16 protein-coding genes are annotated in these 14,978 nt (G+C 73.4%); 7 read left to right on the top strand and 9 right to left on the bottom strand.

Features of this window, described 5'->3' with window-relative positions; translation table 11 throughout:
• The first annotated feature begins 37 nt into the window (after positions 1-37).
• Positions 38-916 carry an NAD(P)H-binding protein gene (locus AB0F56_RS00510; RefSeq protein ID WP_362002485.1) on the top strand — a complete coding sequence of 293 codons (879 nt, stop codon included), beginning with the start codon at positions 38-40 and terminating at the stop codon, positions 914-916.
• Here the strand turns inward: AB0F56_RS00510 and AB0F56_RS00505 are convergent.
• The gene (locus AB0F56_RS00505) at positions 876-1,868 is read right to left on the bottom strand and encodes a WYL domain-containing protein (protein WP_362002483.1); all 993 of its coding nucleotides are present in this window, start codon (positions 1,866-1,868) and stop codon (positions 876-878) included. The two genes, AB0F56_RS00510 and AB0F56_RS00505, sit on opposite strands and share 41 nt — an antisense overlap.
• Positions 1,869-1,907: 39 nt before the next feature.
• Here AB0F56_RS00505 and AB0F56_RS00500 point away from each other — a divergent pair, with 39 nt between their 5' ends.
• Positions 1,908-2,387: a hypothetical protein gene (locus AB0F56_RS00500; RefSeq protein ID WP_362002482.1), complete on the top strand. Its 480-nt coding sequence runs from the start codon at positions 1,908-1,910 to the stop codon at positions 2,385-2,387.
• A complete protein-coding gene (locus AB0F56_RS00495) occupies positions 2,384-2,902 on the top strand; it encodes a hypothetical protein (protein WP_362002480.1) in 519 nt (172 codons plus the stop codon). Before AB0F56_RS00500 ends, AB0F56_RS00495 begins: the two co-directional genes overlap by 4 nt.
• On the opposite strand, the gene AB0F56_RS00490 is transcribed toward AB0F56_RS00495, so the two are convergent.
• Both AB0F56_RS00490 and AB0F56_RS00485 read right to left on the bottom strand, forming a co-directional pair.
• The gene (locus AB0F56_RS00490; protein WP_362002478.1) at positions 2,889-3,644 is read right to left on the bottom strand and encodes a class I SAM-dependent methyltransferase; all 756 of its coding nucleotides are present in this window, start codon (positions 3,642-3,644) and stop codon (positions 2,889-2,891) included. The two genes, AB0F56_RS00495 and AB0F56_RS00490, sit on opposite strands and share 14 nt — an antisense overlap.
• A gap of 23 nt (positions 3,645-3,667) precedes the next feature.
• Positions 3,668-3,973, bottom strand: a complete 306-nt coding sequence (locus AB0F56_RS00485; RefSeq protein WP_362002476.1) for a 4a-hydroxytetrahydrobiopterin dehydratase — start codon at positions 3,971-3,973, stop codon at positions 3,668-3,670.
• A gap of 90 nt (positions 3,974-4,063) precedes the next feature.
• Between AB0F56_RS00485 and AB0F56_RS00480 the strand changes: the two genes are divergently transcribed.
• On the top strand, positions 4,064-4,924 hold the full coding sequence (locus AB0F56_RS00480) for a helix-turn-helix transcriptional regulator (protein WP_362002474.1): 861 nt from the start codon (positions 4,064-4,066) through the stop codon (positions 4,922-4,924).
• Here the strand turns inward: AB0F56_RS00480 and AB0F56_RS00475 are convergent.
• On the bottom strand, positions 4,914-5,336 hold the full coding sequence (locus AB0F56_RS00475) for a hypothetical protein (protein WP_362002472.1): 423 nt from the start codon (positions 5,334-5,336) through the stop codon (positions 4,914-4,916). The two genes, AB0F56_RS00480 and AB0F56_RS00475, sit on opposite strands and share 11 nt — an antisense overlap.
• 242 nt (positions 5,337-5,578) lie before the next feature.
• Here AB0F56_RS00475 and AB0F56_RS00470 point away from each other — a divergent pair, with 242 nt between their 5' ends.
• From AB0F56_RS00470 to AB0F56_RS00460, 3 genes are all read left to right on the top strand, one after another.
• Positions 5,579-6,631: a mechanosensitive ion channel domain-containing protein gene (locus AB0F56_RS00470; protein WP_362002470.1), complete on the top strand. Its 1,053-nt coding sequence runs from the start codon at positions 5,579-5,581 to the stop codon at positions 6,629-6,631.
• A 92-nt stretch (positions 6,632-6,723) separates the two neighbouring features.
• A complete protein-coding gene (locus tag AB0F56_RS00465) occupies positions 6,724-7,398 on the top strand; it encodes a beta-glucanase (protein ID WP_362002468.1) in 675 nt (224 codons plus the stop codon).
• A 54-nt stretch (positions 7,399-7,452) separates the two neighbouring features.
• Positions 7,453-8,658, top strand: a complete 1,206-nt coding sequence (locus AB0F56_RS00460) for a low temperature requirement protein A (RefSeq protein ID WP_362002466.1) — start codon at positions 7,453-7,455, stop codon at positions 8,656-8,658.
• 140 nt (positions 8,659-8,798) lie between these two features.
• Here AB0F56_RS00460 and AB0F56_RS00455 read toward each other — a convergent pair whose 3' ends face one another.
• From AB0F56_RS00455 to AB0F56_RS00435, 5 genes are all read right to left on the bottom strand, one after another.
• Positions 8,799-10,607 carry an alpha/beta hydrolase gene (locus AB0F56_RS00455; RefSeq protein WP_362002464.1) on the bottom strand — a complete coding sequence of 603 codons (1,809 nt, stop codon included), beginning with the start codon at positions 10,605-10,607 and terminating at the stop codon, positions 8,799-8,801.
• A 55-nt stretch (positions 10,608-10,662) separates the two neighbouring features.
• Positions 10,663-10,818, bottom strand: a complete 156-nt coding sequence (locus AB0F56_RS00450) for a hypothetical protein (RefSeq protein WP_362002462.1) — start codon at positions 10,816-10,818, stop codon at positions 10,663-10,665.
• A 50-nt stretch (positions 10,819-10,868) separates the two neighbouring features.
• Positions 10,869-11,234 (bottom strand): hypothetical protein, encoded by a 366-nt coding sequence (locus AB0F56_RS00445; protein WP_362002460.1) that lies wholly within the window; start codon positions 11,232-11,234, stop codon positions 10,869-10,871.
• 66 nt (positions 11,235-11,300) lie between these two features.
• Positions 11,301-12,746 carry an amino acid permease gene (locus AB0F56_RS00440; protein WP_362002459.1) on the bottom strand — a complete coding sequence of 482 codons (1,446 nt, stop codon included), beginning with the start codon at positions 12,744-12,746 and terminating at the stop codon, positions 11,301-11,303.
• A gap of 66 nt (positions 12,747-12,812) precedes the next feature.
• Positions 12,813-14,954 (bottom strand): phage holin family protein, encoded by a 2,142-nt coding sequence (locus AB0F56_RS00435; RefSeq protein ID WP_362002457.1) that lies wholly within the window; start codon positions 14,952-14,954, stop codon positions 12,813-12,815.
• Positions 14,955-14,978: the final 24 nt, after the last annotated feature.

Below are 14,978 nucleotides of genomic sequence, written 5' to 3'. Positions count from 1 at the left end.
CATGGGACGCGGGGCCGGATCCCGCGAGTCTTGAGCCATGACGACGAACACGAACAACACGCGGACCACCGACGAGAACACGAACGCGAACCGCCCGGGCACGGTCCTGGTGACGGGTGCGACCGGCAAGACGGGCCGCCGGGTCGCCGAGCGGCTCGAAGCGCGCGGCGCGACCGTACGGGCGGGCTCCCGGTCCGGCGCGACCCCCTTCGACTGGGAGTCCGTGGACACCTGGGCCCCGGCGCTGCGGGGCGCGGACACGGCGTACGTGAACTACTACCCGGACCTCGCCGCTCCGGGCGCGGCCGAGGCGATGCGGACCTTCGGCGAGCTCGCCGCGGCGAACGGAGTGCGGCGGCTGACGCTGCTCTCCGGGCGCGGCGAGCCGGACGCGGTCCACGCGGAGGAGGCGCTGCGTGCGGGGCTCGGCTCCTCGGGCGCCGAACTGACCGTCGTACGGGCCTCGTTCTTCGCGCAGAACTTCACGGAGGGCGCTCTGGCGGACGGGGTCGCCGCGGGCACGCTCGCCTTCCCGGCGGGCGGGACGGCCGAGCCGTTCATCCACGCCGACGACCTGGCGGACGTGATCGTGGCGACGCTGACCGAGGACGGCCACGCGGGCCTGGTGCACGAGGTGACGGGCCCGCAGCTGCTGACCTTCGCGGAGGTGGCGGAGGAGCTGTCGGCCGCGTCGGGCGTCAAGGTGGCGTACGTCCCGCTGACCGAGGGCGAATACGCCTCCCTGCTCCAGGCGTTCGGGCTCCCGGAGCCGGAGGCACAGTGGCTCTCGGCGCTCTTCGCGATGCTGCTCGACGGCCACAACGCCTCGGTGACGGACGGCGTGAAGCGGGTCCTGGGCCGCGAACCGCGCGACTTCAGGACCTTCGCGGCGGAGGTGTGGGCGACGGAGGCGTGACTCCGTACCGGGCCGCCAGCCGGGAGACGGTCTCGGTCAGGCGGTCGCGGAGCTCCACGGGCTCCAGGACCTCGATGTCCGCGCCCAGGGCGAGGAAGGCGTGGTGAGCGTGGGCGACCGACTCGATCGGGAGGGTGGCGCGGATCCGGCCGTCCGGCTCGGGGAGTCCGGTGGCGGCGAGGGCCCGCGCCGCCTCGCCGGTGAGGCGCTTCGCCCCGTCCGGGGAGAGCAGGACGACGGCGTCGCCGCCGTGCAGCCGGGCCCGGAAGGCGACCTGGTGGGCGGCCCACCAGTCGGGCAGCGAGAAGTCCTCGGGGATGTCGAACTCCTCGTCGGTGACGACGAGTTCGAGGAACTGGTCGACCCGGTACGTACGCGGTCCGGGGGCGGCGACCAGGTACCAGCGGCCAGCCTTGAGGACCAGGCCGTACGGTTCGAGGCGCCGGTCGACGTCGGTGGGCTCCTTCCAGCGGCGGTAGCGCGCAGCCAGGACGCGGCCCGCGCGCACGGCCTCGGCGACCTGGGGCAGGAACGGCGCGTCGGTGTTCTCCGCGTACCAGCCGGGCGCGTCGATGTGGAACCGGGACCGCAGCCGGTCGACATGGTCGCGCAGCGGCGCGGGCAGGGAGGCGCGCAGTTTGAGCTGGGCGTCGACGAAGTGGGCGCCGAGGCCGAGTTCGGCGGCGGCGCCGGGGATCCCGGCGAGGAAGAGCGCCTCCGCCTCCCCGGTGTAGAGGTCGGTGAGCCGGGAGAAGCGGTGGCCGGCGAGCAGCTGGTAGCCGCCGGAATGGCCGGCGTCGCCGTAGAGCGGCACGCCGGCCGCGTGCAGGGACTCGACGTCGCGGTAGACCGTCCGTACCGACACCTCCAGCTCGTCGGCGAGCTGGGCGGCGGTCATCCGGCTCCGGGTCTGGAGCAGGAGAAGGATCGAGATGAGTCGGCTGGACTTCACTGACACAAGGTGTCAGTGAAGCGCTCCTACAGTCCAGCCATGGCTTTCGCAGAGAAGTTGCTCTTCGTGCCGCCGCCGATCGAGATCGCGGGCCGGCACGTCAAGCGGTACCACGTCACCCATGACCCTGCGGGTATCGCGCCGGAGGTGGAGAAGGCGGCGTACGCGCTGCTGCCGGAGCTCCTCCCCGAGCCCGACTCCACGCCGGCCGCGTCCTTCGTGGTGCTGCACCGGGGCGGCGACACCGGCGCGTACCTGAACGCGTACAGCTGGGTGTGGGACAACGTGATCCACTTCGCCGGTGCGGCGGCCGGTCAGCCGGTCCTCGGCTGCCCGGACACGGACCCCACCCACTTCGTACGGACGGAGCTCCGCTGGATCGGCTGCGTCTGGGAGCTGCCGCCGATCCACCACGAACGGAACGCCTGGGTACGGCACATCCTGACGCCGGACTCCCCCGACCTGGACGCCTACGTCCTCGATTCCCTTCCCGAAGGCACCACAGGAGACCGCGCATGACCACCGAGCAAGGCTTGACCACCGACCGGGGCGTGACCACAGAGCAGGACCAGGGCTCGACCACCGACCGGGGCTTCGCCTTCCTCGACGGGCGCTGGAGCGTCCGCAACCGCCGGCTCGCCGACTTCCTGGACCCCGACAGCGGCTGGGAGGAGTTCGACGGCCACACCACGGGCCGGCTCTTCTGGGGCGACCGGGCGCATGTCGACGAGATCGTCTTCCCGTCGAAGGGGTTCAGCGGGCTGACGCTGCGGCTGTACGAGCCGGAGACCGGCGAGTGGACCCTGAACTGGTCCAACAGCCGCACCGGCCGCCTCGATCCGCCGGTCAGGGGCCGGTGGGCCGAGGACGGCACAGGGGAGTTCCACGGCGAGGACAGCTATGCGGGAGAGGAGGTACGGGTGCGGTTCCGCTGGTCGGGGATCTCGGCGGACACCGCCCGGTGGGAGCAGGCGTTCGCGCGCGACGGCGGGGAGTGGGTGACGAACTGGGTGATGGAGTTCAGCCGCCCGTGACCGGCCGCCGGAAGGACACCAGCCGGTAGACCGGATCGGCACGGGGGCGGTCCTGGTCGGGCAGGTCGGCGAGTGCGGCGACGAGCGCGTCCGTGGTCCCGGGCGACCCGTCGAACCAGGAGGCGTAGTAGCCGCGCCGCAGGTTCTCCGCCGTGCGGCGGGGCGTGGTGCCCTGGCCGTGTCCGGTGAAGCGGGTGGCGCCCGCCGGGGCGAGGCCGTGGGAGGCGGCGGTCGCCGCAATCCGGTCGCCCCGGTCGGAGGCCCGTGCGTGGGAGCGGTACGGAGCGAGGGCGCGGTCGATGTCGCTGCCGACGTCGTGGGCCGCGTCCTTGTCGACCGTGGCGACGAACACCCCACCGGGGCGCAGCACCCGGGCCGCCTCGGCGACGATCGCATCCGAGAACGGCACCAGGTGCAACAGCCAGACGGCGCTGACGACATCGAAGGACCCGTCCGCGAGGGGCAGCGCGCGGGCATCGGCGAGGACGATCCCGCCCGGGACCCGCTCAGCCGCCTTGCGCGCCATCCCGGCCGCCGCGTCCGCGCCGAACACCCGCAGCCCGGGACTGACCAGCCGCTCGGTGACGAGTCCGGTCCCGCAGGCCAGGTCGAGCAGGGTACGGGCCCCGGGCGGCACGAGCCGCGACACGGCCCCGGCCGCCGCCTCGGCCCGAGGCACCCCGCCCCGCGTCGCGTCGTACCGCTCCGCCTCGGCGTCGTAGTCCAGCGTGGTCTCCCCCATGGGGGAGACCCTAGTTCGCGGGGTCAGCTCGCCCCGTGCCCGGGGGCGATGTCGTCGACGCGGGTGGCCAGTTCGAAGTCCTTGTCGGTGACCGCGGGGCCCGCGGAGTGGGTGTTCACGGAGACGGCGACCGTGTTGTAGCCGAGCGTCAGGTCGGAGTGGTGGTCCAGTTCCTGCTGGATCTGCGCCACGTGGACGACCATCGCGGTCGCCGCGAAGTGGTCGCCGAGGCGGTACGTGCGGGTGATCCGGTCGTCGTTGAGGGACCAGCCGGGGAGCTCGCGCAGCCGGTCCTCGATCTCCTTCTGCGACAGCGGCTCTGTGGCCATGTCCGTACTCCCTCCGGTCGGGTTGCTGACGGTGACGATACGGGCCCCTTCACTCGATACCCGGACCGACACCTGGGATAGCGTCGGAGCATGACATCGGTCGGAACGAGCACAGGAACGGGCACAGGGACGGGTACCGGAACGGGCCGCGCGGTGGACACCGGCGTGGGAGCCCTGCTGCGCGGCTGGCGCGAGGAGCGGCGGCTGAGCCAGTTGGAGCTGGCGCTGCGGGCCGACTCCTCGGCCCGGCACATCTCCTTCATCGAGACCGGCCGCTCCCGGCCGAGCGAGCAGATGGTCCTGCGCCTCGCCGAGCACCTGGACGTGCCCGTGCGGGACCGGAACGCGCTGCTGCTCGCCGCCGGTTACGCCCCCCACTACCGGGAGTCGACGCTCGACGACCCGCGCCTTGACACCCTCCGCGAGGGCATCGAGCAGCTGCTGCGCGGCTACGACCCGTATCCGGCGCTCGTCGTGGACGGCTCGTACACAGTCGTGGCCGCCAATGACAGTATCGGGCTGCTGCTCACCGGGCTGCCGGAGCACCTGCTCACCCCGCCCCTGAACGCGATGCGCATCACGCTGCACCCGGAGGGGCTCGCGCCCCGGATCAGGAACCTGCGGGAGTGGCGGGGTCATCTGCTGGCCCAGATGGAGCGTCAGATCGCCCTGTCCCGCTCGCAGCCGCTGCGGGAGCTGTACGAGGAGGTGGCGGCGTACCCGCTCCCCGAGGGCGGCGCCGCGGACCCGGGCGACCGGGAGGACCCGGAGCCCTACCCGTACTTCGCGCTGCCGCTGCGGATCGAACACGACGGCCGGGTGCTGTCGTTCGTGTCGTCGATCTCGACGTTCAACACCCCGATGGACGTGACCGTCGCCGAGCTGGCCATCGAGACGCTGCTCCCGGCCGACCCGGAGACGGTCGCGTATCTGCGGTCGCTCAGGTCGTAGCGGTCGCCGCCCGCAGGGCCGACCACTGGAGTCCGGCGAAACCGGCGACGGTGGCGGCCTGGACGAGGTTCCACACCACGCCGGCCGTGGTGAACTCCAGCGAGGAGAAGAGCGCGCCGACGCTGAGCACGGTCCAGAGGACGTTGATGTCGACGACGAGCTTCACGCCGCGGACCGGGGGCTCGGCGCGGCTCGCGACCCATGCGACACCGGCGGCGTACACGGCGAGCACGAGGCCGAGTTCGACGAGCAGCGCGGAGTCGACGCCGAACAGCTCGCCGAGCGGCCCGGAGACGGCGAGGTAGGCGAGCCCGTTGGCCCCGGTGACCACGGCGTCGAGGGCGAGGAACCGGCGCAGCATGGACGTCGGCCGGGTGGTGCGGGAGAGTCCGGCGAGCAGGGCCTGGGACATGGCGGATCAGCCTCCATCGAGGACGTTCTTGCTGGTCGTGGTCCCGGAGCTCGGCCGGAGTGCGCCGGCCGAGCTCCGGTGGACACCACGATGCCGCCGCGCGGGGCGCGGGTCGATTACGTCCGAGGTAATCCGGGCCCGGGCCACGCGTGCCGGGGGTTTGGCGGGCCGTTCGGTGGTGAGGCGAGCAGGACCGACCTGTACGCGTCCACGACTCATCGACCGGGGAGTTCTGGGGATCCATGGAGAGCCTTCTTCGACTCGCGCTGGTGCTCGGCGGTTCGGCGCTCGTGACCTTCGCCGTCGCCCGCGCCGCCGACCTGTTCCTGCGGCACGCGGACGCCCGCCATCCCGAGACGCCGCTCTGGGGGCTGCTGCGCCGGTGCCGCACACCGCTGTACGTCGTCCTGCTGGCCGCCCTGCTGGGGTGGACCCAGCGCGCCTCGGACTGGGGGCCGTTGCGCGAGCACCGGGCGGGGGTGAGCCACGTCCTGCTGCTCTGTCTGATCGGCGGCGGCGCCTGGCTGGCCGTGCGGGTAGCGGCGGCCGTCGTCGAGTCCTCGTACGCGCGGTACGCCGGGCGCTCCAGCGACCTGGCCCGGGTGCGCCGGGTCCGTACGCAGGTCACGCTCATCCTGCGCGTGGTGGCCGTCGTCGTCGGCGTGGTCGCCACGGCGGTGGCCCTGGTGACCTTCCCGTCCTTCCGCACCCTCGGCACCTCGCTGCTCGCCTCGGCCGGGATCATCGGCATCGTGGCCGGTGTCGCGGCGCAGTCGACGCTCGGGAACCTCTTCGCCGGGTTCCAGATCGCCTTCGGCGACATGGTCCGCATCGGCGACACGGTCGTCGTCGACGGTGAGTGGGGCGTGGTGGAGGAGGTGACGCTGACCTTCCTCACCGTACGGACCTGGGACGAGCGACGGGTCACGCTGCCCGTCTCGTACTTCACCTCCCGGCCCTTCGAGAACTGGTCGCGGGGCGGTGCCGAGATGACCGGCACGGTCTTCGTCCACTGCGACCACTCGACGCCCGTCGAGGCGATGCGCGCGCACCTGCGGGAGTTCCTGGAGACCTGCCCCACCTGGGACCGGCGGGGCTGGGACCTCGCCGTCACGGACACCTCCCCGACCGGCATAACCGTCCGCGCGCTGGTGACCGCGAAGGACGCCGACGACGTGTGGACCACGCGCTGCGCGGTGCGCGAGGAGCTCGTCGGCTGGCTCGTCCGCGAGCACCCGGCCGCACTCCCGCGCGTCGTCACGGCACCTGCCACCACGTCAACACACCGTGACTAGTTCTCGACAAGGAGTGAGAACCTCCGCATGGTGGGGGCCGGCGCGGGCAGACATCGGGTGGCCGATCACAGCCCCTGCCCGAGGAGCCCACCATGCCGTCCTCGCCCCTCGACTCCGAGCCCGTCTTCACCGCCGACTTCACCTCACGGGACCAGTGGGTCGCCGGGCGCTCCTGGGCGTATCCGAACGGCGGACCGACCAACCGGGGTGACAACAAGCTGGACCACCTCGTGGAGGACCCCGCCTACAGCCGGTCCGGGGTCTTCCGCGCGACCCGCAGGCCCGACGGGCTGTGGGACTCCGGGCTGCTGACGACGGAGGGCAGTCCGCAGGGGTTCGAGGTGCGCGCCGGGGACGTCCTGGAGGCGCGGGTGCGGCTCCCCGAGGAGACCGGGGCGTGGCCGGCGATCTGGACCTGGCGGGACGGCGGCCAGGAGGTCGACGTCTTCGAGTACCACCCCGACAACCCCGACCTGCTCGAACTGTCGAACCGCGTCCGGGGCGCCCACCTCTACCACCGCTCTCCTTCGGTGCGGCCCGGCGGCTGGATCCGGCTGCGGACCGAGTTCGGCGCGCGCTCGGTGGTGTGGTGGCTCGACGACGACGAGGTGTTCGCCGACGGGCGCGGGGTCGGCGCGTCCTGGCACGCCTGTCTGATCGTCAATCTCTCGGTCTGCGCGGGCCGTTACCACCCGGCGCCGGATCCGGGGACGCGCGAGATGTCCTTCGAAGTACGCGACCTGCGGGTGTTCCGGCCCCGTCCGTAGGTAGTGTTCGCGCCGTGGCGGCGGGGGTCGCCGACGGGACGGCGGGAGACGCACATGGCGTGGCGCAGGGACCGGGCGCGGATGGTCGCGGCCGGGGACGAACACCGGGTGACGCCTGCGGAGCTCTTCTTCGACCTGGTGTTCGTGTACGCGATCACCCAGGTGACCGCCCTGATGGCGGCCGATCCCTCGACGACCCGGGTCGTCGGCGCGATGATCGTGCTCGCGCTGCTCTGGTGGTGCTGGTGCTGCTTCGCCTGGCTGGGCAATGTCGTACGGGCCGACTCGGGCGCGCTGTTCGCCGTGCTCGTCACCGTGATGGCGGTCGTCTTCATCGTGTCGCTCGTGGTGCCCGAGGTGTTCGCGGACCAGCCGGGCGGGCTCTCGGCGCCGCTGCTCTTCGTGCTCTGCTACGGAGCCGTACGCGTGCTCCATCTGGTCTCGTACTGGCTCTCCAGCCCCGACGACGCCGCCCTGCGGGCCACGCTGCGGCGCACCGCGCTGCTGTCCGTCCTGCCGCCGCTGGTGCTGCTCCTGATCGGCTCCGCCTACACCGGCAGGGTCCAACTCCTGCTGTGGCTGGGCGCGGTGGTCATCGACTACGGCGGCATCTATGTGACGGGGGCTTCCGGCTGGCGGGTCAACTCCCCCGCGCACTTCTCCGAGCGGCACGGCCTGATCGTCATCATCGCGCTCGGCGAGTCGATCGTGGCGATGGGCGTCGGGGTCTCCGGTTTCCCGGTCACGGTCGCCGTCCTGGGCGCGGCGGCCGCGGGGCTGCTGCTCTCGTCCGCGCTGTGGGCGCTGTACTTCTGGCGGCTCGCGGAGGGCGCCGAGCACCGGCTCGCCGCGCTGGACGGCGACGAACGGACCCGGTTCGCCCGGGACACGTACACCTTCCTGCATCTGCCGCTGGTCGCGGGAGTCGTGCTCTGCGCGCTCGGAATGAAGAAGGTCCTGCAACAGGTCGCCGACACCGGCCACTACGACCTCGCCGAGCCCCTGCACGGGGTGGTCGCCTGGTCGCTGACGGGCGGGGTCGGGGTCTTCCTGCTCGGCGGCGCCGCGATCGTGCTGCGCTCCTCGGGCCGCCGCCCGACGGTCCTCGCCGTGGGCGGGGTGTGCGCCCTCGCCTCCGGCGCGCTCGTCGGTCTCGTCCCCGCCCTCGTGGCCCTCGTGGTCCTCGCCGCCGGTCTGATCACGCTCGTCGCCCTGCACGGCCGGGGCACGGGGGCCAAGGACGCCCGGGCAGCGGGCTGAAAGGGCCTTCCTGCCGGGGCGCTTGGAGGATCGTCGCGCCCTCCCGGACCGCGGGGCTGCCGCTCGTCACGACGTACTCGGCTCCGGCTCGAACAGGCGCTGCTCGCGCAGGCGTTCACGGTCGTCGTCTGACCCCCGGCTCAGTACGCGGCCGCCCGGTGCTGGATGTAGGCCCGCAGTCTGGTCGTGTCGGCGGCCGTCCAGCCCTCCGGAGGCGCCACCGCCGCCCAGCCGTCCACGGCGCCGGCCCCGTAGCGGTGGCCGTGCGGGGCCTGCACTCCGTACGAGACGGCCATGTCGATCGAGGTCTGCCAGAAGGCAACGAACGGGAACCAGTCGATCTCGGGCGTGATGTCCGGGCCGAGCGGGTCCGCCAGCCACGCGGGGCGTTCCAGGAGGAGGTCGGGCGACCACCAGACGACCGGGTCGGAGGCGTTCTGCAGATAGACCGCGCGCGGGAACTGCCAGCGGGCCGGGGGCCGCGCGAGGTCGGCCGCGGGGAACTGGGCGAAGCGCACCCGCGCGCCGCCCTCGTACTGCGGCCGCCACACCGGGCTGCCGGGGTCCCGGTCGCGGCGGATCTCCTGGGAGGCCGGGGAGAAGTTCGGGGTGCCGAGCAGCAGGGCCCCGTCGGTGCGGGCGAGCAGGTCGTCGGGGCCGTCGAAGGAGGCCTCCACGGCATAGGCCCCGAGGCTCTCGCCGGTGACCAGGAACGTGGGCCTGCGCTCGGCGGGGAGCGCGTCGATCCGGGCGCGCACGGCCTGGACGAGCGCCCGGGTGGCCTGCCCGGCCTTCTCCTTGTCGACGAGGAAGGAGACCCAGCTCGGCAGGTACGAGTACTGGACGGCGACGATCGCGGTGTCGCCGCCGTACATGAACTCCAGCGGCTCGGCCACGTTCGGGTTGACCCAGCCCGTGCCGGTGGTGCCCGCGACGACGAGGACCTGGCGGTCGAAGGCGCCGGTGCGCTCCAGTTCGCGGACGGCGAGCCGGGCCTGCGCGGCGAAGGGGCGCTCGTCCGTGAAGGCGGCGGGCAGCGCCGAAGGTATGTAGACGCGGACCGGGTCCATGGCCGGACCGCCGCTCACGGCGGTGACGCGGGCGCGGGTGGGGACGGAGCCGGTGAAGTTGCGGCCCTGGTAGCCGAGGTCCTGCCAGGCGATGAGGGAGCCCGGGCCACCGGAGACGTACCGCGAGACGGGCCGGTGGATGCCCTCCTTCGTACCGCCGTTGGTCGCCTCGGCGATCCGGTCGGCGACGTCGACGATCCCCCGGTCGAAGACCACGTCCCGGACTCCGACGAGGACGGCGAGGGTCGAGAGCAGCGCCCCGACGGCGAAGGCGACCGGCTTGGGCAGGAGCCGGCCGAGCAGCCGGATCAGCCGGGCGGAGGCCAGCCGTACGGCCCGGGCGACGAGGAGGAGGGCGAGCAGGAGCGCGAGCGCCATCAGCGCGATCATCGGCGTGTGCCAGGTCAGGCCGGGCGGCAGGCCCTGCAGGTCCCGGAGCTGACGCTGCATCCGGGCGCTCTCGGAGATCAGCCAGCCCGAGAGCACAGGGGCGATGACCCAGTACGCCTGCCAGCACCGGGCCCGTAAGCGCTCGCCCGGAAGCCGGGGCGGGAGCGCACGCACCAGCCAGGCGGCCGAGGAGCCGAGCGCGTACCCGATGGCGGCCGTGATGCCGCCGACGACGCCCTGGAGGTACCAGGGGCGCGGGACGAGCGAGGGGGTGAGGGAGGCCCAGAAGAAGAGCGTGGCGGCGCAGAGCGCGGTCAGGTCGGGCCAGCGGCGGATCAGGTACGCGGGGTCGGGGCGGTCCCAGTAGGGCCGGCGGGCGAGGGCCAGGAGCCGGTCGCGGAGCCTTCCCAGGCAGTCGGTGAGGGCCTTGTCGCGGCCGGTGGGGCCGGCGGACCGATCGGTGGTGGGATGCCGGTCGGTCGAGGTCATCGGGTCAGCCTCGTCCACCGTGCACCGTTCCGCAACCGGCCCGCCGACGGGTCCCCTACGGGGTGGGACGTCCCTCGCGGCCCGGGCCGCCGGGGGCGGGCTCGGGCGAGCGGGCCGGTGGCCGTTCCGGCTCGGCGGGCGCGCCCCGTTCGGCGCGGGCGGCCTCGGCACGCAGCAGGGCGCGCAGGACGGCGAAGGGGTCGACGGGCATGGCGAAGCTCCTTGCGGTGGGGGGTGAGGTGCGCGAGAGGGACGGCCCTCTCAGCAGCGCATCACCACACACCGCCGGACATCGCCGGGCGGACGGGGGACGGGGACGGATCCGGATCCTGGCGCGGTGGACGGGCCCCCGGCCGGGGTCCCGCGCGGGTCCCGGGGGCGGACGCCCCGGCGCCGGGAGCGGAGCCGCCCGGGAGCCGTGGCCGCCTCGGTGAGCTCGTGCGCCTCGCCGCCGGGATCGGCCGGCTGACTCGACGACAGGTGCCTGGCCTCCGCGCAGGCCGGTCCGGCCCCACCGGCGCCCACCCCGAACAGGGCGGCGAGCACGAGTGCGAGGACGAGCACGGCACGCCGGGCCGCGCCCGCCGGAGCGGCGGGCGCGGGGCGGGCGGTCGTGCCGGGGCTCATGGAGATGCGTACTGCCCCGGGACGGGCCCGACGTGCCGGAACGGGCGGCGGATCCGCCCGGGCGGCCTACGCCGACACGCCCGAATTCACGCGCTCGGCCGCGCCGTCGGTCACGCCGTCGTCTTCACGAAGGGAGGCCTCCGCCCGCACCTCGGCCGCCTCCGCCCTGCGCACCTTGCGGGCCGACATCCACGCGTAGACGAGCACGCCCGCGAAGAGGAACAGGACGCCCTGGTAGACGGCCGCGTAGCCGGAGCCCGCGACCAGCCACATGGAGAAGCCGAACGCGGCGGCGGCCAGGACGCCGTCGCGGACGAGCCGGGCGCGGTCGACGCGCTCGGAGCGGCCGGAGAGCAGGAAGTAGATCTGCGCGGCGGTGGAGAGCAGGTACGGGACGGTGGCGGTGAAGGTGGTGACGAGGACCAGGATCTCGAAGACGCCCTCGGTGCCGACCGTGTAGTTGTAGACCGTCAGGAGCGAGGCCAGGACGACGGTCACGAGGACGCCGACCGTCGGGACGCCGCGCCGCTTGCGGGTGAAGACCTGTGGGAAGAGCCCGTCGCGGGCGGCGGCGTACGGGGTCTGGGCGCTGAGGAGCGTCCAGCCGTTGAGCGCGCCGAGCATGGAGACCAGGGCCATGCAGGCGATGGCGGTGCCGCCCCAGGAGCCGCCGAACATGACGTTCACGGCGTCCGAGAAGGGGGCGGTGGAATCGACGAGCCGGTCGTGGGCGACCGTACCGAAGACGGCGACCGTGCCGAGGAGGTAGATCGTGGCGGCGCCGAGGGTGCCGAGGACGGTCGCGCGGCCGACGTTGCGCCGGGGGTCGCGGACCTCGCCCGCGCTGACGGCGGCCGACTCGACGCCCAGGTAGCTGAAGAGCAGGATCGCGGCGGAGGCGGAGACCGCGCCGAGCGCGCTGTCGCCGCCCGCCTGGAAGGGGCCGAGGTTGGCGCTGTCGAAGAAGAAGAGCCCGCCGACGGCGACCAGGAGCAGCGGGACGAACTTCAGGACGGTCGCGACCAGCTGCACCGCCCCGACGTAGCGGGTGCCCGCGAGGTTGGCGAGCGCCGGCAGCCACTGGAGGGTCAGCGCGGCGGCGATGGTGGCGGCCTTCGACTCGTGGACCGGGACGAGCACGTCGAGGTAGCCGACGGCGGCCACGGCGAGCGCCGCGTTGGAGACCCAGGCCGTGATCCAGTACGACCATGCGGCGAGGAAGCCGGCGAAGTCGCCGAAGGCCGCGCGGGCGTAGACGTACGGGCCGCCGGTCTGCGGGTGGCGGTGGGCGAGCCGGCCGAAGACCAGGGCCAGGGCGATCGCGCCGAGGGTGAGGATGGCGAAGGCGACCAGGCTGATCGTGCCGAAGGGGGCGACGGAGGCGGGGAGCAGGAAGATCCCGCCGCCGATGATGTTGCCCATGACCAGGGCGGTGGCGATCGGGAGTCCGAACCGGCGGGCGTGCCTGGTCTCTTCGGTGGACGCGGACGGTTCGGGTGGGGCCGTGCTCATGGGGGGTGGTGCGCCTCTCGTCGTGCAAACCCGAACATGGTCCGGGAGGTGAGACGCCCCGCCAAATCAGCCGTTTTTCTCCGGTGCGACCGGCCGGTCAACCGGAAGAAATGCTTCCGCATCGCTCGTGGGCGGGGAAATCTCCAGCGGCACCTGCGGGCCCGCGCACTCCCACAGCCAGCGGCGCAGCACCTGGTGGACCTGCTCCGCGCCCACCAGTTCGGCCCCGCCGGGCACCGGCTCCGAGAGGTCCACGGGCCACAGCAGGAAGGGGTGCCCCTGCTCGCCGCCGAGGCCGCCGTGCGAACCGATCTGCTCCTCGAAGGCGTGCACGGTCCCGGTCGCCGGGTCGTACATCGAGTTGACCATGATGTCGGCGACGTGCGGGAAGCCGTCCGTGCGCCGGACCGCGTCCGCCGCGCCGCGCCCGAAGACCGCGAGCGGTCCGTCGTCGGCGAGCGCGGCGACCGGCACCTCCGCGCCGTCCCGGCCGAGCACGACCGAACCGTGCTCGGCGCTCGCCACCAGCAGGAAGCCGATGCCCGGGTGGTTGGCGAGGGTGCGCAGCAGCGCGGGGTGCCTGCGGTCGATCTCCTCGCGGGTCAGCCGGTGCGGAACCCCGGGGAAGGAGATGAGACCCAGGTTCCCGGAGGCGAGCACGACGGGCTCGGCCTTCTCCCCCACCTGCTCGTCCGGCTGCTCGCCGTCCTCGTCCACCGGCCGGTGCAGCACGCTGCGCAGCGCGTCGCGGGCCGCGTCGCGGGCCTCCGAACCGCTGCGGGTCCGGCGGACCCTGCGCGGTACGGGCAGCCCGCAGCCGGCCCGGACGAGATCCCGCAGGGTCAGCCCGTAGGCACCCTCGAAGGTCGGTCCTGCGCTCTGGCCGTGGTCGGAGAGGAGCACGATCCGGTACGGGCGGGGCGCGTGCTCGGCGACCTTGGCGAGCAGCGCGATCGACCGGTCGAGCCGGGCGAGCACCCGGTCGGTGTCGTGGCCGTGCGGTCCGGAGTGGTGCGCGACCTCGTCGTACGCGACGAGGTCTGCGTAGACGGCGGTCCGTCCGGCCAGCAGGTCACCGATGACCGCGGCGACCACCACGTCCCGTTCGACGACGGTGGCGAAGGCCCGGACGAAGGGGTAGAGGCCGCCGCGCGAGACCCTGGGGGTCTCCTTGCGCAGCCGGGACCGCGTCGACTGGGCGATCTCGCGGACGACCTCGGTGACGAGGGAGCCGGCCGTACGGACGGCGTTGGCGGGGTCGGAGAAGTACGTGAAGTACCCGGCGCGGGAGCGGTTGCTCCGGCCCCTGCGGGCGGCCATCGACAGGACCAGGGCGAGCTGGTCCGCGCCGCCGCTGAACAGGTTGCCGCGCGAGGCTCCGTCGACGGTGAGCAGTCCGCCGTCGCCGGTGCGGGCAATGGCGCGGCGCTGGAGCTCGACGGCGCTCGCGGGCCGGTTGGAGACCATCAGCCGGCCGGTGTCCTTCTCGTACCAGCGGAAGGCGGGCACGTCCTCGTTGGACCCGTGCAGGATGCCGAGCTGGCTGGCGCCGGTCTGGCTGGACCAGTCGGTGCGCCAGGGGGTGAGCCGGTGGCTGGTGTCGAGCCACTCGGCGACGGTCGGCATCAGTCCGTCGGCGACCGCGTCGCGGAGCACCCGGTGGCCCACGCCGTCGAGTTGCAGGAAGAGCGTCCCCGGCACGGTCTCCGGGCCTCCGCTCACCGCACGGGGCCGCTTGCGGTCCGCGAGCCGGTAGAGGCGGCGGCGGTAGGCGTCGTCGTCCCGGACCGCGAGGGCGGTGGAAGTGGCCGAGGCGACGGCCGACATCACGGCGGCGACCACGACGGCCGTCTCGGGATCGGCCGCGCCGCGCCCGTCGGGGACCAACCAGAGCGCGATGAGCAGCAGCGAACCGTTGAGGAAGAACACCAACAGGCCGAGGACCAGGGCCGGTACGAGCAGGAGCGCGCGGACGACGACGGGCCACACGAGCGCGGTGAGCAGACCGAAGGCGCCCGCGCCCCACACGGCGGTCAGCGCGGTGCGGGTGATGCTGTCGCCGTCGGCGGACTGGAGTTGGAAGTCGGGGAGCAGTCCGGCCAGCGCGAGCATGGTCAGGGTGGACACCGCCCAGACCACGATCACCCGCACCAGGGCGCTGCCCGCCGTCCGCCAGCGGCCGTCGGTACGCCATCGCCCGTCACCCACGCCTGGTTCACCTTTCACCCGTTA

Source organism: Streptomyces sp. NPDC026092, from assembly GCF_040638605.1.
Classification (GTDB): Bacteria; Actinomycetota; Actinomycetes; order Streptomycetales; family Streptomycetaceae; genus Streptomyces.
Note: the sequence above shows the minus strand (reverse complement) of the source record. Positions and strands in the feature narration are given on the sequence as shown.

Bases quoted from the DNA above. Each gene is read 5' to 3' on its own strand.
- AB0F56_RS00510 (WP_362002485.1), top strand. From the start codon at position 38: ATGACGACGAACACGAACAACACGCGGACCACCGACGAGAACACGAAC.
- AB0F56_RS00500 (WP_362002482.1), top strand. From the start codon at position 1,908: ATGGCTTTCGCAGAGAAGTTGCTCTTCGTGCCGCCGCCGATCGAGATC.
- AB0F56_RS00495 (WP_362002480.1), top strand. From the start codon at position 2,384: ATGACCACCGAGCAAGGCTTGACCACCGACCGGGGCGTGACCACAGAG.
- AB0F56_RS00490 (WP_362002478.1), bottom strand. From the start codon at position 3,644: ATGGGGGAGACCACGCTGGACTACGACGCCGAGGCGGAGCGGTACGAC.
- AB0F56_RS00485 (WP_362002476.1), bottom strand. From the start codon at position 3,973: ATGGCCACAGAGCCGCTGTCGCAGAAGGAGATCGAGGACCGGCTGCGC.
- AB0F56_RS00480 (WP_362002474.1), top strand. From the start codon at position 4,064: ATGACATCGGTCGGAACGAGCACAGGAACGGGCACAGGGACGGGTACC.
- AB0F56_RS00475 (WP_362002472.1), bottom strand. From the start codon at position 5,336: ATGTCCCAGGCCCTGCTCGCCGGACTCTCCCGCACCACCCGGCCGACG.
- AB0F56_RS00470 (WP_362002470.1), top strand. From the start codon at position 5,579: ATGGAGAGCCTTCTTCGACTCGCGCTGGTGCTCGGCGGTTCGGCGCTC.
- AB0F56_RS00465 (WP_362002468.1), top strand. From the start codon at position 6,724: ATGCCGTCCTCGCCCCTCGACTCCGAGCCCGTCTTCACCGCCGACTTC.
- AB0F56_RS00460 (WP_362002466.1), top strand. From the start codon at position 7,453: ATGGCGTGGCGCAGGGACCGGGCGCGGATGGTCGCGGCCGGGGACGAA.
- AB0F56_RS00455 (WP_362002464.1), bottom strand. From the start codon at position 10,607: ATGACCTCGACCGACCGGCATCCCACCACCGATCGGTCCGCCGGCCCC.
- AB0F56_RS00450 (WP_362002462.1), bottom strand. From the start codon at position 10,818: ATGCCCGTCGACCCCTTCGCCGTCCTGCGCGCCCTGCTGCGTGCCGAG.
- AB0F56_RS00445 (WP_362002460.1), bottom strand. From the start codon at position 11,234: ATGAGCCCCGGCACGACCGCCCGCCCCGCGCCCGCCGCTCCGGCGGGC.
- AB0F56_RS00440 (WP_362002459.1), bottom strand. From the start codon at position 12,746: ATGAGCACGGCCCCACCCGAACCGTCCGCGTCCACCGAAGAGACCAGG.